Source organism: Jannaschia helgolandensis (assembly GCF_900109285.1).
Classification (GTDB): Bacteria; Pseudomonadota; Alphaproteobacteria; order Rhodobacterales; family Rhodobacteraceae; genus Jannaschia; species Jannaschia helgolandensis.
Map to the genome: position 1 here is coordinate 377387 of NZ_FNZQ01000002.1, position 18556 is coordinate 395942.

At 60.3% G+C, this 18556-nt stretch carries 22 protein-coding genes; 7 read left to right on the plus strand and 15 right to left on the minus strand.

The window, feature by feature from the left end; all coding sequences use genetic code 11:
* Positions 1-504 (plus strand): multicopper oxidase domain-containing protein (locus tag BMY38_RS08875; protein WP_092761937.1); only part of this gene is annotated, 504 nt, incomplete at its 5' end.
* Between the two features lie 193 nt (positions 505-697).
* On the opposite strand, the gene BMY38_RS08880 is transcribed toward BMY38_RS08875, so the two are convergent.
* The 5 genes from BMY38_RS08880 to BMY38_RS08900 all read right to left on the minus strand — a co-directional run bounded on the left by BMY38_RS08880 (position 698) and on the right by BMY38_RS08900 (position 4744).
* Positions 698-2050 carry a dihydrolipoyl dehydrogenase family protein gene (locus tag BMY38_RS08880; RefSeq protein ID WP_092761939.1) on the minus strand — a complete coding sequence of 451 codons (1353 nt, stop codon included), beginning with the start codon at positions 2048-2050 and terminating at the stop codon, positions 698-700.
* A gap of 22 nt (positions 2051-2072) precedes the next feature.
* Positions 2073-3503, minus strand: coding sequence for a mercury(II) reductase (merA, locus tag BMY38_RS08885; RefSeq protein WP_092761941.1), 1431 nt, complete (start codon positions 3501-3503; stop codon positions 2073-2075).
* 75 nt (positions 3504-3578) lie between these two features.
* Positions 3579-3965 carry a mercury resistance system transport protein MerF gene (merF, locus tag BMY38_RS08890; protein ID WP_245737552.1) on the minus strand — a complete coding sequence of 129 codons (387 nt, stop codon included), beginning with the start codon at positions 3963-3965 and terminating at the stop codon, positions 3579-3581.
* A gap of 50 nt (positions 3966-4015) precedes the next feature.
* Positions 4016-4321: a heavy-metal-associated domain-containing protein gene (locus BMY38_RS08895; protein ID WP_092761945.1), complete on the minus strand. Its 306-nt coding sequence runs from the start codon at positions 4319-4321 to the stop codon at positions 4016-4018.
* Positions 4322-4336: 15 nt separating this feature from the next.
* Positions 4337-4744, minus strand: a complete 408-nt coding sequence (locus BMY38_RS08900; RefSeq protein ID WP_092761947.1) for a mercuric transporter MerT family protein — start codon at positions 4742-4744, stop codon at positions 4337-4339.
* Positions 4745-4835: 91 nt separating this feature from the next.
* Between BMY38_RS08900 and BMY38_RS08905 the strand changes: the two genes are divergently transcribed.
* A complete protein-coding gene (locus BMY38_RS08905) occupies positions 4836-5234 on the plus strand; it encodes a MerR family transcriptional regulator (protein WP_092761949.1) in 399 nt (132 codons plus the stop codon).
* A 13-nt stretch (positions 5235-5247) separates the two neighbouring features.
* Here the strand turns inward: BMY38_RS08905 and BMY38_RS08910 are convergent, their stop codons facing one another.
* On the minus strand, positions 5248-6165 hold the full coding sequence (locus BMY38_RS08910) for a DMT family transporter (protein ID WP_092761951.1): 918 nt from the start codon (positions 6163-6165) through the stop codon (positions 5248-5250).
* Positions 6162-7517, minus strand: a complete 1356-nt coding sequence (locus BMY38_RS08915) for an SAM-dependent methyltransferase (protein ID WP_092761953.1) — start codon at positions 7515-7517, stop codon at positions 6162-6164. The genes BMY38_RS08910 and BMY38_RS08915 overlap by 4 nt, the downstream gene beginning before the upstream one ends.
* Before the next feature lie 527 nt (positions 7518-8044).
* Here BMY38_RS08915 and BMY38_RS08920 point away from each other — a divergent pair.
* Positions 8045-9163, plus strand: a complete 1119-nt coding sequence (locus tag BMY38_RS08920; protein ID WP_092761955.1) for a DUF3734 domain-containing protein — start codon at positions 8045-8047, stop codon at positions 9161-9163.
* 23 nt (positions 9164-9186) lie between these two features.
* Positions 9187-9924, plus strand: coding sequence for an acetoacetate decarboxylase (locus tag BMY38_RS08925; protein ID WP_092761957.1), 738 nt, complete (start codon positions 9187-9189; stop codon positions 9922-9924).
* Positions 9925-10157: 233 nt separating this feature from the next.
* Here the strand turns inward: BMY38_RS08925 and BMY38_RS08930 are convergent, their stop codons facing one another.
* The 7 genes from BMY38_RS08930 to BMY38_RS08960 form a co-directional block, all read right to left on the minus strand.
* The gene (locus BMY38_RS08930; RefSeq protein ID WP_092761959.1) at positions 10158-10400 is read right to left on the minus strand and encodes an EF-hand domain-containing protein; all 243 of its coding nucleotides are present in this window, start codon (positions 10398-10400) and stop codon (positions 10158-10160) included.
* A gap of 157 nt (positions 10401-10557) precedes the next feature.
* Positions 10558-11277 carry a rhodoquinone biosynthesis methyltransferase RquA gene (gene rquA / locus BMY38_RS08935; RefSeq protein WP_092761961.1) on the minus strand — a complete coding sequence of 240 codons (720 nt, stop codon included), beginning with the start codon at positions 11275-11277 and terminating at the stop codon, positions 10558-10560.
* Positions 11270-11968, minus strand: coding sequence for a DUF2231 domain-containing protein (locus BMY38_RS08940; RefSeq protein WP_139204685.1), 699 nt, complete (start codon positions 11966-11968; stop codon positions 11270-11272). Before BMY38_RS08940 ends, rquA begins: the two co-directional genes overlap by 8 nt.
* A gap of 65 nt (positions 11969-12033) precedes the next feature.
* The gene (locus BMY38_RS08945; protein WP_217638795.1) at positions 12034-13428 is read right to left on the minus strand and encodes an ethylbenzene dehydrogenase-related protein; all 1395 of its coding nucleotides are present in this window, start codon (positions 13426-13428) and stop codon (positions 12034-12036) included.
* 46 nt (positions 13429-13474) lie between these two features.
* Positions 13475-13963, minus strand: a complete 489-nt coding sequence (locus BMY38_RS08950) for a hypothetical protein (protein ID WP_139204686.1) — start codon at positions 13961-13963, stop codon at positions 13475-13477.
* Between the two features lie 158 nt (positions 13964-14121).
* Complete coding sequence (locus tag BMY38_RS08955; RefSeq protein WP_092761967.1) at positions 14122-14466, minus strand: hypothetical protein; 345 nt, start codon at positions 14464-14466, stop codon at positions 14122-14124.
* A gap of 88 nt (positions 14467-14554) precedes the next feature.
* Positions 14555-15193, minus strand: coding sequence for an RNA polymerase sigma factor (locus BMY38_RS08960; protein WP_092761968.1), 639 nt, complete (start codon positions 15191-15193; stop codon positions 14555-14557).
* 251 nt (positions 15194-15444) lie between these two features.
* Here BMY38_RS08960 and BMY38_RS08965 point away from each other — a divergent pair, with 251 nt between their 5' ends.
* Positions 15445-16143 (plus strand): DsbA family oxidoreductase, encoded by a 699-nt coding sequence (locus BMY38_RS08965; RefSeq protein WP_092761969.1) that lies wholly within the window; start codon positions 15445-15447, stop codon positions 16141-16143.
* On the opposite strand, the gene BMY38_RS08970 is transcribed toward BMY38_RS08965, so the two are convergent.
* Positions 16140-16826 (minus strand): DUF6629 family protein, encoded by a 687-nt coding sequence (locus tag BMY38_RS08970; protein ID WP_092761971.1) that lies wholly within the window; start codon positions 16824-16826, stop codon positions 16140-16142. The two genes, BMY38_RS08965 and BMY38_RS08970, sit on opposite strands and share 4 nt — an antisense overlap.
* A 378-nt stretch (positions 16827-17204) precedes the next feature.
* Here BMY38_RS08970 and BMY38_RS08975 point away from each other — a divergent pair, with 378 nt between their 5' ends.
* Both BMY38_RS08975 and BMY38_RS18100 read left to right on the plus strand, forming a co-directional pair.
* Positions 17205-17570: an NADH-quinone oxidoreductase subunit A gene (locus BMY38_RS08975; RefSeq protein ID WP_092761973.1), complete on the plus strand. Its 366-nt coding sequence runs from the start codon at positions 17205-17207 to the stop codon at positions 17568-17570.
* Positions 17567-18556, plus strand: a 990-nt coding sequence (locus BMY38_RS18100; protein ID WP_281243214.1) for a heavy metal-binding domain-containing protein, incomplete at its 3' end; no start/stop codon positions are given. The genes BMY38_RS08975 and BMY38_RS18100, both read left to right, overlap by 4 nt.

Genomic DNA, 18556 nt, shown 5'->3' on the forward strand with positions numbered 1-18556 from the left:
ATGGGCAACATGGACATGGGCACGCCTGCCGCCACCGACATGGGCGACATGGCTGTGGATGATGGCGAGATCAGCGAAGAAGAAACCGAACGCCTGATGGCGGGGCAAATGGCCGGGCTGATCATTACCGATGACGGTCCTTTCGACCGTGAAATCAGCCTGTCGATGTCGGAATGGACGTTTTCCGACCTCGATATCGAAGCTCAGCCCGGGGAGAGGATCCGCTTCACGTTGCGCAATGATGGTGAGACCCTGCACGAGTTCATGTTCATGAGTATGGCCGGAATGCAGGGCGTGAATTACCGCGCCCGGCGGGCCGATTGGAGTCTTCTGGAACATGTGGCGCTTTATGAAAAGTCGCTGATGCTGCCCGGCGAGGAGATTACCTTTGTGGCCGAAGTTCTTCGACCAGGTGGCTGGATGTTCATGTGCATGCTGCCCTACCACATGCAGATGGGCATGATGGGACAGATCGCCACACCTGGAATGGCGATGGATATGTAAAGCCATATCCGTCCGGTCCGGCTCCGCGTGAAGACAAGGACTGCGCAACTGGGCGACATTGCTTTCAGGGCCGGAGATATCCGGCCCTGACCATACCCCGAATCCTTCCAACGTCACACCGCCAGCAAACCCTGCCGCCTATCGCGACAACGGTCATTGACTGTCATGCCTGTGCCAAAAGACCCATGTTCGATCAAAGAAGCGATCCCAAATCCGACCCTACACTGGGATAGACCGCTGTCATCGACCTGAGCTGTTTTGCGGTCAGCCCCAGCTTTATCGCCAGACCGAAAAAGTTGATCAGCTCGCCATACTCCGGCCCGAACATATGCGCCCCGAGGATCTTGCCGTCCGACTTGTCCACCAGGATTTTCGCGGCGGCGGATGTCTCTCCGATCCGATAATTGGAATACCAGCCGCCAGTGTCGGTAAATCGGACGTCGACATCGTGCCCGGCCTCTTTGGCTTCCGCCTCCAGCAGTCCGACACGGGCCAGTTCAGGAACCGTGAATACCGCCGTCGGAATACCTGCGTAGTCCGGTGCCACCTGAGCGTCCTTAAGCATGTTCGAGGCCGCGACCTTGCCTTCGATCACGGCAACCGGCGTCAGCGGCATGCCCCCGGTATCGGCGGAGTCTCCGGCGGCAAAGATCGCGCTGTTCGCCGTGCTTTGCAGATGCGGTGCCACTGCAATGCCCTTGTCGCCATAGGTGACGCCCGCGGCCTCCAGGTTCAGGTCCGCAAGGGCCGCGATGCGACCTGCGCCATGTACCACCAGATCGGTCTCGATGGTCCTGGCCTGTCCTCCCGATGTCACCTCGACAGTGAAGACGCCACCGTTCTCCGCAACCGATACGATCTCGGTTTCGCGCTGCAGTTCCACTCCGATGCGTGCGCTGCGCTCGATCATCATCTCGACCAGATCGGGGTCAAAGGCTCTCAACGGTCGTGGGCCGCGATCAACGATAACCGGCGCCGCGCCGGCACGGGCCGCAATATGGGCAAACTCAAAGGATACGAAGCCGCCGCCGACAAAAAGGATGCGCTTGGGCAGCGCCTTCAGATTGAGGAATTCCGTGCTGTCGATCATCAGATCGGCTCCGTCAAAACGAACCGGCCTGGGCATCGCACCGGCAGCGACAAGAAAGCGGCGCGCCTCATACGGCTTTCCATCGACTTCCAGCGTATTTGTCCCGGTAAATCGCGCAGCACCGTGCAATGTCTCGACACCGTTACCCGTCAGGCCTTTCTCCATCTTGTCCGGGACCGGATCGGTGAAGCCGCGCTTGTGGGCCATCAGGTCGGACCAGTTGATCGTCAGGCCATGGGGGTCGATCCCCTTGCCCTGCATCAGTTGTGCGGCATCGACGATCTCTGCGCCGCGCCGGAGGATTTTCTTTGGATCACAGCCGCGCAATGCGCAGGTGCCGCCGTAGGGCAGCGCATCGACGATAGCCACACGCCAGCCCGCAGCTCCACATTTGTTCGCCGCCGTGACCCCGGCCATGCCTGCGCCGATAACGATCAGGTCGTATATTTCTTCCATATTCTGGTCCTCGCTTAATGTCTTATCCCGCACAGCAGCTTAATTTCGCCACGTCCATATCGAAGGTCTGCGCCGCCAGCTTCAGGCCTTCCACGGTCGTCAGATAGGGGAAGATCGTCTCGCCCAGTGTCTTTGTCGTCATCCCGAACTTCAGAGCCATGACCAGTGTCTGGATGGTGTCCGACCCTTCGGGTGCCACGATCTGGCCGCCAAGCAGTCTGTCAGAGTCCTTGTCCGCTACCAGCTTGATCAATCCACGTGTGTCGCGGGCGGCCAGTGCGCGCGGCACCTGATCGAGCGGCACGATGGAGGTCTTGACATCGAATCCGGCCTCCCGCGCCTCATGCTCGCCGAGGCCGACACCGGCAACCTGAGGGTCAGAAAACACGACCCATGGCATGACGGAATTATCGTAGCGCTGGTCACCGCCCAGAACGGCATTCTTCACTGCAAGCTTGGCGCCGTAAGCAGCCATGTAGACGAACTGATCCCGGTCGGTCACATCGCCCGCCGCGTAGATGCCGGGCACCGAGGTCCGCATGTCGTCGCCAATCACGATGGATCCGCGCGCGTTGGTCTCTACGCCGACCTCTTCCAATCCCAGACCATCGGTATTGGCACGCCTTCCAGCGGTTGAAACAAGATGATCCGCCGTCACTTCGACAGGTTCGCCGTCCCGTATGACCCGCAGGGTCACGCCCGCCGCATCACGGCGCACGCTGTTATAGCTCAGCCCAGTCAGCAGCGTGATCCCCTCGGCCGCAAAGGCGTCCGTCAAGGCCTCCGATACTTCTGGCTCTGCACCCGGCAACAGGCGCGACCGCGTGACCAGCGTGACCTTGACGCCCATCCTGCCCATCATCTGTGCCAGTTCCGCGCCGATGTATCCCGCGCCGATGAAGATCAGACTTTCAGGTAGGGTCGTCAGTTCCAGAAGGCTGGTGCTGTCGAGCGCGCCGATCTCCTCGATCCCGTCAATCGCCGGCAGGACCGGGCGTCCTCCCGTAGCGACGATCAGCTTTGGCGCGGTCAGGGTGCGGCCGCCGACGATGATACCGCCTTCAATGATTTGCGCAGGGCCGTCATCAATGTAATCGACACCGGCATATTGCGGCAGCAGGTCAGCGTATTTCTTCTGACGCAGGGTCGCCACCAGATCGTCCTTGGACTGAACCAGCGTTTGCCAGTCATCAACCTGGGCCTGACCGGACAGGCCGGGAAACCGCCCGGCCGCGTGGGCCCCATGGATCGCCTCGGCCGCGCGGATCATCGCTTTCGACGGCACGCACCCGACATTCACGCATGTGCCCCCAATGGTGCCGTGCCCGACAAGCGCCACGCGCTTGCCCGCGTCAGCAGCGGTGATCGACGCAGAAAACCCTGCCGATCCGGCTCCTATGACAATCAGGTCGTAGCCGCCGTAGCCGTCGTCATTCCTGTCAGTGTCTTTCATATTGGTATGCCTCATTTGTGTCTGGATTGTTCTGTCTGGCGACAATCAGACAGTCGATCGCCTCGACGGCTGTAATCATCGTATCGCTTCGCTGGGTTTCATCCGGTTGAGGAAAAGGGCGTAGAGTCCGACAGCGGCAAACGCACCGAGGGAGATGCGGAGGGCAAAACGGAACTCCAGCCAGATGAGGGCAGCCGACAACAAAGCGGCAATCGCCGTCGCCCAGAGTTTCGGACTTGGTCCCCGTCGGCCCGCGCGCAACCAGAGCGCCTGTGCAACGACGGCAAGGCATAAGAACAGCAGCGGGAACAGTACATAATCGAGCCAGCCGGTCAGGGCAGACAGGCCGACACCTGCTACAACGACGACCAGCAGCGGTGTAAAGCAACAAACAGCCATGAAGAGCGCACCGCCGAGCCCTCGTTTCAGCAATCGGTCGGGGGTTTCAGGTGTGTCCGTCAAGGGTCTGGCTTTCATTGAACTACGTTGAGGAATGACCGGGGTTTGGCGCTTCACGAGTCAATTTCGGGCAGAACAGACGCCGGATAGCCGTTGGCAGTCACTGCCGCGATGATGCTCGCTACGGTTGTTTCGGTATCTTCAAAACTCACGGCGAAGATACCCTGACCGTCCTCCGGTCCATCCTCAAAGCCATTGATTTCCACTGACGGAACGCCCCGGAGAGCGCTCGCGACGATGAAAGAACAGGACGGACAGGTCAATTCGCCGACGGTGATCTCGATCCTGCGCTCTTCAGCCAAGGCCGCAGACGATAGCGCGGCAACGGTGAGTGCCGATGACAACAGTAGGTGCTTCATGAATTTGATCCTTGCTCAGAATTTCAGGATATACGGGGTGATGTATGGAAAGATCATCGCGACAACGACTATCACGGTGGCAATCCAGAGCGTCGCCCGCATCACGCGACGATCAACCGGACGCGCACAAGTGCCGTCCGCACAAACCTCCGCGCTCACAGGCTTGTAGGCCTTGTAAAACCCGTATCCTATGAATGCGGCGCTCAGAGCGAAAGTGTACCACTTGTAGGCATAGAGCGCGCCAAGCTGCGCGATGAAAACGCCTGTCACGCCGAAGCTCACAAGGACCAGCGGCAGGATACAGCACGAGGTCATTGTCACCGCGCCCAGAACGCCAAAGCCGGTCGCGCCCCAGCCCTTTGCGGTTTCATCATCGGTCCGTCCCGTCTGGCCGGGGATCTGCTCCGTTAAACCCTGCTCCATCGAATCGCCCTTGATTGGTTGTTTCCATCCTCCTAAGGTCTGTAGCTGATACAGGCTCAAGGGGCTTTTGCGTAAAATGCATGACAGAAGCGTGAAACCGCTGCGGCGGGTCGACTTGGCGCGGGCCACTGGCTGCAACCTCGAAACCATCCGCTATTATGAAACGGTCGGCATCATGCCCGATCCGCCACGCAGCGCAAAAGGCTATCGAAGCTATGACGAGACCCATGTCAGGCGATTGAAATTCGTCATGCGGTCCCGCGATCTGGGCTTCAGTCTGGAAGAAATCCGGGAGCTGATGGGATTGGTCGATAATCGGACCCAAACCTGTGCCGAGGTCCAGGCTGTTGCCGAGAGCCACCTGAAAGATGTTCAGGCCAAAATTGCCGATCTGGCCCGGATTGAACGTGTCCTGTCAGAGACTGTTGCCAGATGTACCGGCGACGCCGCCCCGGACTGCGCCGTCATTGATGCGCTGCTTGAAGCTTGAGAAAACTGCGTCGTCAGGGTTCCGATCCTTCGCCCTGCAGCGCTCCGGCTGTCATCGGGTCATCGGCTGCGGGACGCCGGTTGGCCAGCGCGATGCCAGCAAGCGACAGGCTGATACCCGCGACCTCGATCCAACCCAGACGCTCGCCGAAAAATGCCACCCCCATCGCAAGACCGAAGATCGGGACCAGAAAGCTGAAGGCGTTGGCGCGATTCAATTCGGTCGTGGCGAGGATTTCACCCCAGAGCCAATAGGCCAGCGAAGAGCCGAAAAGGCTGAGCGCGCCCAGGATCATGACGAATTCCAGCGACCAGCGAACATTGGCCGGATCCTCGAAGACAAAGGCCCCGGCCAGCAGGGGCAGGCCGCCAATCATCAGTTGGGCACCCATAGCCATGACAGGGTCTGTCTTTCCGGCGATGGTCCGGATCAGAACGTTGCTGATGGTGATGCCGAGAGCCGCCAGCAGGATATAGGACGCCCCCAGTCCGAAACTCCCTGCCTCCAGGGTGAAAAGCTGTGGCAGCGCGATCAGGACGATACCGCCAAAGCCCAGCCCCATGCCGGTCCAGCCAATGTGCCCGAGACGCTCTTGCAGGACAAAACCCGCAAGGACCGCCGCCAGAAGCGGCTGGGTATTGGCAAGAACCGTCGCAATGCCGGGCAGAATGAACTCGGAGGCCATGAACATGCCCAGATATCCGAGGCTGGTGGCCCCGAAGCCGACGGCGATCAGGGTAAGCCACGTCCGGCCCCCCTGTGGCCACGGGCGTCCGAGGACCAGTCCCAAACCGATCAGTGCAGCCCCCGCCAGAAAGGCGCGCAGCGCCGCGAAGGTGAGATGCGATGCATAGGCAAAGCCCGCAGTAATGAGCGGAAAGCAGACCGCCCAAAGGAACATCACCAGCACGATCCGCGATGTCGCGATCATCCGGTGGTCGTGCAGACGGTCGGTTCCTTCACGCGCCCGCCCGTTTCGAAACGTGCGCCGACAGTCGCATCTGCCGACAATTGAGGGCGCGGCACGCTTGCGGCTTCGATCAGATAATCGCGGGTCAGCGGCACGGCATCGACACGATGCGCCAGCTGAAGCTGGAACACCACCAGACCGTTGTGACGAAACCCGGCCTCGCAAGCGGCAAGGTAGAATTCCCACATCCGGCAGAACCGCTCGTCGTAAAGCGATGCAACCTCATGGCGGCGCGCCATGAAGCGCGCGCGCCAGGCTTTCAGCGTCTCGGCGTAGTGCAACCGCAGCACTTCGATGTCGCTCACCACCAGTCCGCTCTTCTCGATCGCCGGCATGATCTCGGAGAGCGAAGGGATATATCCGCCGGGGAAGATGTATTTTCTTATCCAGGGATGCGGCGCAGCGGGTTCGGCCGTGCTGCCGATGGTATGGATCAGCGCCACGCCATCATCTTTCAGCAACGCCGCGACCTTGGCGAAATATTCGTCGTAGTGTCCTGCACCGACATGTTCGAACATACCGACCGAGACAATCCGGTCGTAATGCCCCTGTTCCTGCCGATAGTCGCGCAGCATGAAACGTGCCCGGTCGCCAAGCCCTTCCCGGTCCGCGCGCGCCTCGGCATGTTTCTGTTGTTCGACCGACAGCGTTACCCCGGTAACATCCGCGCCTGCCATGCGCGCCATGAACAATCCCAGCCCGCCCCAGCCCGAGCCGATATCAAGCAGCCTCAGTCCCGGTTCCAGCCGGAGCTTGGCAGCGATGTAGCGCATCTTGCGCGTCTGCGCTTCCTCAAGGCTGTCGTCGGGCGTTGCGTAGTAGGCGCAGGAATATTGCCGCTCGGGATCGAGGAACAGATCGTAGAGTTCGTCGCTCAGGTCATAATGATGCGCGACGTTCTCCTGCGCCTTGCCGACGGGATTGTGCATCAACAGCGGCCGCACCAGCCGCCGCAGCCTTTGCTGCATCCGACGCAGCCCGTAACCTGCCCCTGTTCGGGTGTTGGAAAGGCAGAGATCGAGAAAGCCGTAGATATCGCCGCGTTCAACCGTCAGAGTGCCGTCCATCCAGGCTTCGCCGATGGCTATATCCGCATTGAACGCGACACGTCGCAGTGTGCTCCAGTCACGGATTGCGATCGCGATTTCGGGTCTGCCCTTTCCGAATTTTCGCCTGGTTCCATCGGGCAGACGCAGATGCAGCGTGCCACGGCGGATGACCGATTTAAGTGCGCGTTCCAGCAGCCATTGCGATACGAACGGGCGCTTCAGGATAGGTGCCGAGGTCTGGTCGGTGTTGTAACAATCGGTCATGATATGCTCCTGTCGCAGATATCGTGTGCGTGCAGACCCGCGAGGGGATCGTTCCAAGCCATAGCCGTAAAGCCAGTCCGGGATCCGTCCCGATGACTGGCGGCGATCACTCCGGCCTCCCGTGGCGTCCATGGCTGTCGGAGCTGCGGAAAACGGAAGCAGGCGAAGATGCCACTGCCGATCAGCACTATAAGCGGCCAATTATAGACTACCCATTGCATTGACTTCACACCTTTCCGACACAGGATCGGGAACCAGGCTCAAGCCGTGATCGCATAGTCGCCGATATCACTAAGACGTCCCCTGACGCGCGATATTACAGATGGGTTCGAAAACAGGATGACGGGGCGAACACCTTCACCCGACCCGGGCCAGGGCCGGGCCATTCGCTGGAAGACGGTCACTGGATATTACCACGGGATATCACCGCGAATTCGCCTCATCGAAAGGCGGGCATTCCGCCCCGAGCCTTGAAACGCGTTGTTCCCGTCAGTATCTGCGCAAGACACCCGAAGACGGAAATCGCCATGAATGCGACGACGGAAATCAAGGAACTGGACGTTCTGGTGCTTCAGGGCGGCGGTGCATTGGGGGCCTATCAGGCCGGCGCGTTCGAGACGCTGTTTGCCAGCGGGCGACATACCGACTGGGTTGCAGGGGTCTCTATCGGGGCGATCAACGCGGCATTGATCGCGGGCAATCCGGCGGGGCGGCGCGTGGAACGCCTGCGCATGTTCTGGGAACGGGTCTCGCAGGCGACAGCGGTATTCAAGTTGCCGTCGGGCTTCGCGGCGCGGGGTATATTCAATGAACTCAGCGCCGGAACGGTCATGGCGACAGGGGTGCCGGGCTTCTTCCAGCCACGTTTTCCGCCCGCTTTCCTGATGCCGCCCGGCAGCGCCGGAGCAACAAGTTTTTACGACACCGCCCCGCTTCGCGACACACTGCTGGACCTGGTGGATTTCGATTACCTCAACGACGGTCCGACCCGATTCAGCACGGGCGCGGTCAATGTCGAAACCGGCAACATGATCTGGTTCGACAGCGCACATGACAGGATCGGGCCAGAGCATGTGATGGCCAGCGGCGCGCTGCCGCCCGGTTTTCCAGCGGTCGAGATCGATGGGCAATTCTACTGGGATGGCGGTTTGGTGTCGAACACGCCTTTGCAATATGTCTATGACGAACGCGGGCCAGACGATCTCTGCGTGTTTCAGGTCGATCTGTTCAGTGCACGCGGCCCCCTGCCCGCCTCGGTCTGGGATATCGAGGCACGTGCCAAGGACATCCGCTTTTCCAGCCGCACCCGGCTCAACACCGACATGTTGTGCGAGATGCACACATCCCACGTTGCGGGGCGGCGGCTATACGAGAAACTGCCACCGGAGTTGCGCGACGATCCCGATGCACGGGCGTTGCTGACAAACAGACACGATCCGAAAATAACTGTCGCCCACCTCATCTACCGCCAGACCCCGCACGAGACCCAGTCCAAGGACTATGAGTTTTCGCGCAGCTCGATGCTGGATCACTGGAAAGCCGGTGCGCAGGATACGGCCACCACCCTGGCCCATCCGGAATGGATCGCGCGCCATGACGATCCCGCCCAGGTTCGGATTTTCGATCTGGCAGATGCACGGCCCTGACGGTTGCGTAAAAGGAAAGCCCTATGAAAATTGCCGATGTTCGCAAGTCCGCCTTCGCGATGCCGCTCACCAGCCCGTCCTATCCGCCGGGTCCGTATAAATTCGTCAATCGCGAATACATGATCATCACCTACCGCACCGATATCGACGCCCTGCGCGCCGTGGTGCCCGAGCCGCTGGAAGTGGTCGAGCCGGTTGTGAATTACGAATTCATACGGATGCCGGATTCGACCGGGTTCGGCGATTACACCGAAAGCGGTCAGGTCATTCCGGTCGATTTTGAGGGCCGCAAGGGCAGTTATGTCCATGCGATGTATCTGAACGATGACAGCCCGATTGCGGGTGGGCGCGAGATCTGGGGCTTTCCGAAGAAACTGGCCGAGCCCTGCATGCATGTTGAAAAGGACACGCTGGTCGGCACACTCAATGTCGGTTCGATTCAGGTCGCCAGCGGCACCATGGGCTACAAACACCGCGAACTTGACCGCGACGTGGTGCGCGAAAGCCTGCTGGCTCCGAGCTATCTTCTCAAGATCATCCCGCATGTCGACTGCACGCCGCGAATTTGCGAACTGGTCGAATATTATCTGGAAGATGTCACGGTAAAAGGCGCGTGGAGCGGCCCTGCGGCGCTGGAACTGCACGGCCATGCCCTCGCCCCCGTCGCGCAGTTGCCGGTGCTGGAGGTGCTGTCGGCCACGCATGTGCTGGCCGACCTGACGCTTGGGTTGGGCCGGGTCGTGCACGACTACATGGATTGACTTTTCCCGTCGTGGGCAGTGTTGCCTACGGCCTTCGAAGCGGCTCGTTCCGAAGACGCCGATGGGCGCAACGACGCGTTGAACCGATCACGTTGCACCGGTCAAGCCGGTGCAACGTGCACTTGGATTTGCTGTCTGGACGCGGTCCGGACTGATCCGGCGGTCAATTCCCGGCCTCACCAGCCGACCGCGCCGCACGACGCCTGTCGCAGGTCCGAAGACCGGCACGCACGTTACTCCATCGACGGCAGTTGACCGGACTCGATCGCGGCCGCCAGTTCCTCGGCGTCCACCGCTTCATCCTTATTGGTGTCCAGCGCGGCATAATCGGCTTCGGTCAGGTCAGCATATTCTGTCCGCATTTCGGTCAGCGAATAGAGTCCGTCCTGATCGGTATCCATCTCATGGGTAAGCGCGGCACCGGCAAAGCCGGCGGTACCGATGGCAGCAGCGGCAATCAATATTTTGGTGTTCATGGTATTTCACCTTGTTGACTGTGAAAGCGGACAGCTCTTGCGTCCACTGATAGAAAGACGCTCAATCGCGCCGGGCATTACACATTTTCGGAAATGCCAAGGCAATCTTCGGCGGGATTTCGCAAAGCACAGGCCCATGGCGCCCGGACAGGCATTTTCAGACGTTGAAACGTTCGGCGATGACCACCTGAAAAAGCCCTGCGAAACGGGTTTCTCGCGTCCAGGAAAATTCCTGCGGGTGCGACGCCAGCGCAGCTATCGGTGTGTGCCACATCGCGGTGGCATAGGGTTCCAAAAGCGCGAATACCGCCGCCATCACCGGCCGCAGCGGGTGCCATCGCAACGGACAAGCGTAATCGACAAACATCGCCCTTCCGCCAGGTGCCACCGCCGCCAACGCGGCATCGACGACGCGGCGTTTCAGCGGGTCCGGCATTTCGTGCAGCAGAAAGAAGCTCAGCACGCAGTCGAAACTGCCTGAACGGGTGGTGGTGGCATCGGCGACACTCGCTCGCACCCAGTCCATCCCCACCAGTTTGCGGAGGATATTGGCAATCTGGATCGGCGCAACATCGACGATGTCGAGCGCACCCTCCGGACCGACCTGCCTGGCCAGCCGCTGCGACAGGTCGCCATAGACGCAGGCGAGTTGCAGCACCCGGTTGCCACCTGCAATCCTCGTCAGCACGATGTCCGACAAGCGGCGATACTGGCCCCAGAGGATCGCCGAAACTATTACTTTGTGGTCAAAAATACGGATACTGGCGGGCCTGAGATAGGCCCACCAATAGGTGCGTTCCAGATAATCCGGCAGCGCCGTTTCCGGATTACCGACTTTTCCAACTGCTCTGACGAACCGAGCGTCCCTGTCAGACACGGCGTTTCCAGCCGATGATGCCGATGGCGATCAGCAGCAGCGCGCCCGCAACATAGACTGCCAACATCCAGGTCGGCAGATAGAAGGTCATATAGACGTTCCAGCCGATCCAGCTGAGGCTTTTCGTCACCAGCGACGGCGTGCCGGTCAACGAACCGCCCAGAGTGCCGGTGATCGTGATGACGATCGCGCCGATCGTCGCCAGCGTGAAGGTGATCCAGCGCTGTGCGCCTTCAAACAGGTGACGGCGGAAACGATAGCCGAGCACGCTCATCACGGTCCAGTAACTCAGCGTCCATGTCGCTAGCATGATGTGGTTGCGGCCCAACGGGCTTTCGGTGATCGCCGACCATGGATAAATCGTCAGGCCCAGCCCGTAGGTCACGAAACCGACCAGTGTGCCCAGGGCAGCCACCGGCCAGATCGCATTTTGCACGCGAACCGCGAACTTCGAATCTGAAAATGAGCGGATCAGGATGAACAGATAGGCCGTCATCCAAAGACCGACCGGGAAGTGCGCCACGAGAATGTGATAGACCGGGCTCAGCGACCACGAGGGTGCGCCCTCGACGGCCACGGCCACCCCGCCGTCCGCGCCATGCGCCAGCGCCGCGCCGGTCGCCGCCACCAGTATGCCGGCGCTTGTCAGCCCGATCCGGCTGCCGCGCGCCATCCATCCAGAGCGTTTCATGTCGTTATCCTTTCGTGCCTTTTCTGCGGTGTGGAGGCGAGCCTGTGTCGTGTCCGGGCGGGTCATCACACTTCCTCCTCATTGCGGCGCATCAGTAGGTTGACGTTGATGCCAAGCCCGACGATCAGGCCGAGGCTTGCGATCAGTGTCCAGATCCACTGGCGCCTGATTTCCTCGGCGAATTCCATCTGCACACCGTAAAGCGCCAGTTGTTCCTCGGTATGGCGGACGGCCACCGGCACACGCTGCGCGATACGGTCAGCACCGGGGTGTTGGCGTGCATCGGTCAGTCGACCCCAGGTGACCTGGCCGGGATAGAAAGTCTTGATCTCGGTCCAGGGTTGGGTCCAATCCGGCTCGGTGCCCGACTCGATGCGTTCAGCGACCATCTGCGCGGGCTGTTCCAGCCCGAGAGAGACCGGCAACGTGACATAGTGCCAGCGCATGGTCGAAGCGTTCCGGAACACCGCGAAGGCCAGATCGTAACTGCCGCCATCGCGGAAGATCTTGTCGTCCAGCGGGTTGCCGGTATCCATGTCGCGCACCAGCGTCACGTCCCAGAACCCGTTTCGCCAGCGCGCCACGGAAGGTTCCACGACGTCACCGCGAGACCCTGTGGCGGGGCGCAGATAGCGGCGCGGAATGGTATCGCCGTTTTTCCAGGCAAGCGTCGGATCGAAAGGCAGGGCGGTGTCGGCGCTGAGGTAGTAGATGTCGTTGAACCCGACATCGCCGCCCGTTACCGCGTCGATCGACAGCGCGGCGCTGCCTGCGACGTCCGGGTCGAACATGTAGAGTGGCTGTTCGGTCGCACTGTCCCAGTTTGTCGTATAGGGGCCGGTGCCCGCGTCACCGCCACGCTCTTCGGCGACAAAACCGTCGTCGCCCAGCCCGATCGGGTTCGACCGGCTGGAGCGCCATTGCCACAGGTCGATGAACTGACCGGCGGCGCGCAGCATCTCCAGATCGCTTTCAGGTTTCAGGGCCTCGAAATCATTGGGGTCGGTCCGGGTCGAGGGCAGGTATTTCGTGCGCTCTTCCTCGGTTTCGGGCACGCCGGTAAAGGTCGTCAGCCCGTCGCCGATGGTGATGTAGCCGCCATAGCGACCGAACAGCGGGACGGAGCCGTCGTCGATCATCATCGCAACCCGATCCTCGGTCAGGAAGTCCGGGTTTGGCCCCAACGCCTCGCCGCCGCGAGTCTCCCACTTGCCGTCCTGATAGACCAGTACATCGTTGAAAATGCTGGGCCGGTCGACGGGCCAGCGGTAGCGGAACCATATCTTTTCGCCGTCATATGCGGCCTTGACCTGCAACTCGCTGGTCAGTTCGTCCGGGATCACGATGTTTCGCTCCGGGTCGTCCTTGACGATGCCGGTTCCATGCGTGACCCAGCCGAGGACCAGCAGGCCACTGAAAATCGCCACCGAGGCGGCAAGGTATGTCGTTCGTAGTGTCATTTGGCTTCCATTCTCTGGCAGACCGCGCGGCCTTATCTCCGGCGCTTCACTGGTGGCGGTAGTTGAAGGTTTTCTCGATCACGCGCCCGCCATCCGGCAGCGCTGCCCGCACATCGATCTTGTAAAGTTCGCGTTTCTGGAATTCGAAATAGCCGCCATAGGTCAGGGCATCGCCCACCAGAAAGGGCTTGAGGCTCAGCTCTTCGCTGCTCAAACCGACCTCGGCGACTGTGGCGGTTACGCGGGCATCGGTGATGCGCACGCTGGTCCCGGCGTCAAAAAGGGCGATCTGCACATGGTGGATATGCTTGCCGCCAGGCACACCGCCATGCATCTGCACCTCATCGGAACCCGGGGGAAAGCCGCGCAGCATCTCGGCAGGCAGAACCGCATAATAGATCGTCACGCCATCGACGACTGCGTAATCGCTTGAGGTTTGCCCATAGGCCGCGCCTGCAAAGACCAGAAGAAGGGCGGCCAGCCCCTGCCGCAGGGTCTGCATCGGTCCGAGAGGGCGGGATGAACTAATTATCATGGCTGTTTCTCCGTGAATGCGCGGCCAGGACTTCGCATGAACAGAAAGACGTGTGTGGCTTCGTGGCATTACAGATATTTCGGAGACGTCCGAAAAATCGTCGCGCAGACTGGTAGCCTGGCCGCGCTCGAAGGTGTTTCCGTTTCTTGCAGGAAATGTCAGATGGTCTTGCACCTGCACCTGCGGAACTGCGCTTCAGCGCTCTGCGCGGCACTGGACGGCTTGCAAAGCCCCAGGACCAGCAGCAGGGCCATCTCTCGCCGGGTCTTGGTCAGCATCCTTTCGGCCTCTTCTACGTCAAGGCCAAGCGCTCGGGCCGCGTCGGGCAACGCTTGCCCTTCGATTTCGGCCAGACGAAAAAGATCGCTGTGCTGCAAGGTATCCTGCGTCGACAGATCTTCGATGCAGGTACAGAACAGGGCGTCCAAAATGGCTCGCAATTCCTCGTCGTCGGACAGTTCTGCCCTGTCGAATCCGGAACATGACCGTTTCACATCCGTCATATGTCGTCCTCCTCCTCAGTGTCGGCCCGAAGACCGCTCTCAGGTTAGACGTGCTTGATGCGGAAAGATTACGAGGGGTGCCGCCCGGTCAGACAGTGGAACTTCCGTCGGTACAATCGGTTTGGGCGACCGGATGTTCGCAGCCGGCGGGCGGGCAGGAACAATCCTCAAAGCCATGCTTGCAGCAGAACCCGCAATGGCCCAGCAGCGTGTCGGCAAGTGCTGCGCGGGCGCGGTGCAGGCGCACGGCCAGGGTTCCCGGTTTCAGCCCCAGCTCTGCGGCGACCGTGGCGCGGTCATCTTCATCGATGTCGATCCGGCGGATCAGGTCGGCATCCGCGGCGCGTAATTCCGGCACCAGGCCATTCACGCAGGCGCATATCCTGGCCATCGTTTCAGCAGGGTCCGAAGTCTCCTCCGCTGACTGCATTTCGATCGCGACGGCATCGCCCAGGCGTTTGCGTCGACCGGTCTTGCGATAGTGATCGTTCAGGGCCGAACGCAGCACCGAATAGAGCCAGCCGTTCAGCTTTTCAGCATCGCGCAACTGATCCTTGCGCTTGATGACCCTCAGGCAGAATTCCTGCAGAACATCTTCGGCCTCGGACAGATTGCCCAGGCGATTGACGAGAAATCCCAAAAACATCTGGCGGTTGGCCGAAAGCGCCCTGATGGAAGGATCGTCGTCCCGATGTTTTTGATCCGATATTGCGTTACGATCGGTCATTCGCCCCGCTCCATGCTGATTTCAGAATGCCAGGACAGGCATTATCCGCGATCATGCTTGAAATCGACGCACCCTGCCCCATAAGCCGTCAACAAGCTTCTACCGGGATGGCGCTTTCCATACAAGTATCACGGTATCGGCTGGCCACCGGTCCGGGCCTTGCCCTATGAAGCTGATTGGCGAAATGTCACTCGTTGATCGGGGCCTTGCATGAACGTGGCCCAAATTTTCACGCTGGCAGAGTGGTTTGCATGTCTCCCATCAAGATCGAATATTATTCCGACATCCTTTGCATATGGGCCTATGTCACCCAGCTGCGAATCGAAAAGCTGATTGAAACCTTCGGTGACCGGATCGAAATAACAGCATACGCCTGCTCCGTTTTTCCGGATGCTCATGAAAAAATAGCCCTACTTTGGCAAAACAGGGGAGGGTTCGAGGGTTACAGCGCGCATGTCAGAAGTGTCGCCGAAAAGTTTCCGCATATCGAAGTTCACAGCGACGTATGGAACAGGACCGTTCCCCGCACATCCGCCGCCGCGCATCTGTTTGTCAAAGCAGTCGAAATCATCGAGGCAGACCTGGACCGGAACGACATGCACCAGAAACCTTATCTTGAAAAGCTTTCGACGCGCGCAGCCTGGGCGCTTCGAAAGGCGTTCTTCGTGGAAGCCAGGGACATTTCAGACTGGGACACGCACCGGGATATCGCCAAGGCACTGGGCATCGACTACGGGCAGATCGACCGCGCGATCCGGTCCTCCGAGGCATTGGCGCGGCTTGAATCCGATTACACCCAAGGCTTGGCCAAGGACATAAAAGGCAGCCCGACATTCCTGATGAACGAAGGTCGCCAGAGGCTTTTCGGAAACGTCGGCTACAGGCTGCTCGAGGCCAATGTCCACGAAGTCATAGACGGCAGGAACGAGGGCGAGGCCAGCTGGTGCTAGGCAAACAGCATCGGACATTCGCGGGCGCATTTATTGCGCATGATGATATAGATCAAATGTAACGTGCCCAGCCCGGCAAGCAGGCAGAAAAACGAGATGTAGGCGTAGCGAAGGAACAGGATATCCACCACCACCACAGCCACGATGGTCAGCGCGAACCAGCGCATGTGCAGGTAGGTCGAGATCGCAGGCGGCGCGATGATCAGGAACAGATAGATGACATAGGTCAGTTCGCGCGGCATCAGATAATCAAGGATCATCGTGCCCTCATAGGCCAGCGAATCGCGATTGACCGAAACCTCGACCCAATCCGGGTTGAGCAGATGCGGAACGTAAAGCGCGAGGCCAAAGGCCAGCCCTGCCACCGACATCGCCAGCATCCAGGGTTTCCTGCTGCTTCCGGACGGCTCCAGCACATAGCTCGCCACCGGAATCCAGAATGGCCACATGAACCACGTGAAAAAGATAAACCCCATTGCGCCCCAAAGCGTTGTGCCAGGGTCACCGGTATTCACGCCCCACCAGACGCCGCCTTCCATGAATTGCTGCAGACCCGCGAACAGTGGCATCAACGCCACCGGAAGGTATCGCTTGTTGATCTGCCACGCCTTGGTAAGGGCGAAACCGCCACCAACGACAAGAAAAGCGCCGGCGGTGAAGCTGACGGATTGGGAAAGGCACATGAAGCGGACAACCCCGACACTAGGGCACAGGTCGCCCATTCATATGCTGATCTGTAGTGTCGTTTCCGGGCACCGACAACCCGCCTGCCCTGTCTGCCTGCCTTGGTTGTCTTTTTAGGGAAATGGCGTCAGGCATGGAAGAATCAGGTTTACACGCTGTCCAACGCTCCTCTGCCAGTGCGGTCTGGAAACCTTCCTGCGCAATACGTCGATAGTAAGTTCAGGAAATTTCAGACTGGTCAGAAAATATGCTGTTGAATGTATTTCATCTTATGACAGCTTGGTGTTTACCAGACGCATGCGGCACAATGTCGTTTACCGGTTTCGTCGGCATCGCCGAAGGTATTAGCAAGAAAAATTGCGAGGACCGATGAGGGAATGAGTGCACTTGCCCAATACGCGATATTGCTCGGCCTGACTCTGGGGGCTGTCGGCTTTGTGGTCTGTCTTTATGCGCTTGCCCGCGCCATCGGCCGCAGCCGGGCGGAACCTGGCAAGGATGTGCCCGCCACGGCCGGCAGCCTGTCGCGCGATCCGGTGTGGGTGCGCTATCACGCGAAATACTACGGCTATGCGTTGCTGTTTCTGGCGTTCGACATGGAAATGGCCTTCATGTATCCGTGGGCGGTGGTCTACCGGGAAGAAGGTCTGATTGCGCTGCTCGATATGGGCGTGTTCCTGGCGATTCTGTTTCTCGGCCTGCTCTACGGTTGGAGCCAGGGCGCATTGAGGCGGCAGGAATGATCGGCGCGCGGCAAGGCGCGATGACCGGGCTTCGGCGACTGGTCGCTGCGGCCATGTCGCGCGATCTCTGCGCCTTCGTGGTGCCCGGCGCGGATGTTGCGCGGGCGCACGGACTTGATCTTGCCGGTGCCGGGCTGCACCTGGTTGCCACGCCGCGTCATGCCAGCGTCCTTGTGATCTTCGGGCCATTGCCTGCCGGTCTGCGCGATGCCGCCAGCATTGCCTACGCCCAGATGCCGCGCCCACGCGCTATTCTCGCCTTGGGTCCGGTTGATGTCGGCCCCCTGCCCACCCCCGATGCTATCGGACCGCTCACCCAGTCCGGGCTTGTCACGGCGCTGGCCGATCTGCGCCGGGTTCTGGCCGAAGGCTCGTTCCGGCCCGAGGTGCAGGACTACGATGCTCCGGCGCTTCAGACCCGCACCGAATTCACCTGTCCGATGCATCCGCAAATTGTCAGTGATGAACCAGGAAACTGCCCGATATGCGGCATGACACTGGTACCGCGTGAAACTGCCTCCGCCTCCCATACCGGTCACGCCATGCCCGGAACGGACCATCCGATGCCCAGCGAAGACCCCGCCCATGCGATGGCGGCCAGGCATGACCCCTCCGATCATGTCGTTGCCGAAACCAGCGCCGAAACCGCCGCGCAATACACCTGCCCGATGCATCCCGAAGTGATCAGCGACGAACCCGGCGCCTGCCCCAAATGCGGCATGACGCTGGTGCCTGTCGCGACCCAGGACGAACACGGCGGGCATGGCGACGGCCATGGCAAACACGCCGCCGCATCCGCCTCCCATACCGGTCACGCCATGCCCGGAACGGACCATCCGATGCCCAGCGAAGACCCCGCCCATGCGATGGCGGCCAGGCATGACTCCTCCGATCATGTCGTTGCCGAAGCCAGCGCTGAAACCGCCGCGCAATACACCTGCCCGATGCATCCCGAAGTGATCAGCGACGAACCCGGCGCCTGCCCC

Bases quoted from the DNA above. Each gene is read 5' to 3' on its own strand.
- BMY38_RS08940 (WP_139204685.1), bottom strand. From the start codon at position 11,968: ATGAAACGCTCTGGATGGATGGCGCGCGGCAGCCGGATCGGGCTGACA.
- BMY38_RS08970 (WP_092761971.1), bottom strand. From the start codon at position 16,826: ATGTGCCTTTCCCAATCCGTCAGCTTCACCGCCGGCGCTTTTCTTGTC.
- BMY38_RS08950 (WP_139204686.1), bottom strand. From the start codon at position 13,963: ATGATAATTAGTTCATCCCGCCCTCTCGGACCGATGCAGACCCTGCGG.
- BMY38_RS08915 (WP_092761953.1), bottom strand. From the start codon at position 7,517: ATGACCGATTGTTACAACACCGACCAGACCTCGGCACCTATCCTGAAG.
- BMY38_RS08965 (WP_092761969.1), top strand. From the start codon at position 15,445: ATGTCTCCCATCAAGATCGAATATTATTCCGACATCCTTTGCATATGG.
- BMY38_RS08955 (WP_092761967.1), bottom strand. From the start codon at position 14,466: ATGACGGATGTGAAACGGTCATGTTCCGGATTCGACAGGGCAGAACTG.
- merA (WP_092761941.1), bottom strand. From the start codon at position 3,503: ATGAAAGACACTGACAGGAATGACGACGGCTACGGCGGCTACGACCTG.
- BMY38_RS08945 (WP_217638795.1), bottom strand. From the start codon at position 13,428: ATGACACTACGAACGACATACCTTGCCGCCTCGGTGGCGATTTTCAGT.
- BMY38_RS08975 (WP_092761973.1), top strand. From the start codon at position 17,205: ATGAGTGCACTTGCCCAATACGCGATATTGCTCGGCCTGACTCTGGGG.
- BMY38_RS08880 (WP_092761939.1), bottom strand. From the start codon at position 2,050: ATGGAAGAAATATACGACCTGATCGTTATCGGCGCAGGCATGGCCGGG.
- BMY38_RS08910 (WP_092761951.1), bottom strand. From the start codon at position 6,165: ATGATCGCGACATCGCGGATCGTGCTGGTGATGTTCCTTTGGGCGGTC.
- BMY38_RS08895 (WP_092761945.1), bottom strand. From the start codon at position 4,321: ATGAAGCACCTACTGTTGTCATCGGCACTCACCGTTGCCGCGCTATCG.
- BMY38_RS08960 (WP_092761968.1), bottom strand. From the start codon at position 15,193: ATGACCGATCGTAACGCAATATCGGATCAAAAACATCGGGACGACGAT.
- BMY38_RS08925 (WP_092761957.1), top strand. From the start codon at position 9,187: ATGAAAATTGCCGATGTTCGCAAGTCCGCCTTCGCGATGCCGCTCACC.
- BMY38_RS08930 (WP_092761959.1), bottom strand. From the start codon at position 10,400: ATGAACACCAAAATATTGATTGCCGCTGCTGCCATCGGTACCGCCGGC.
- BMY38_RS08900 (WP_092761947.1), bottom strand. From the start codon at position 4,744: ATGGAGCAGGGTTTAACGGAGCAGATCCCCGGCCAGACGGGACGGACC.
- BMY38_RS08920 (WP_092761955.1), top strand. From the start codon at position 8,045: ATGAATGCGACGACGGAAATCAAGGAACTGGACGTTCTGGTGCTTCAG.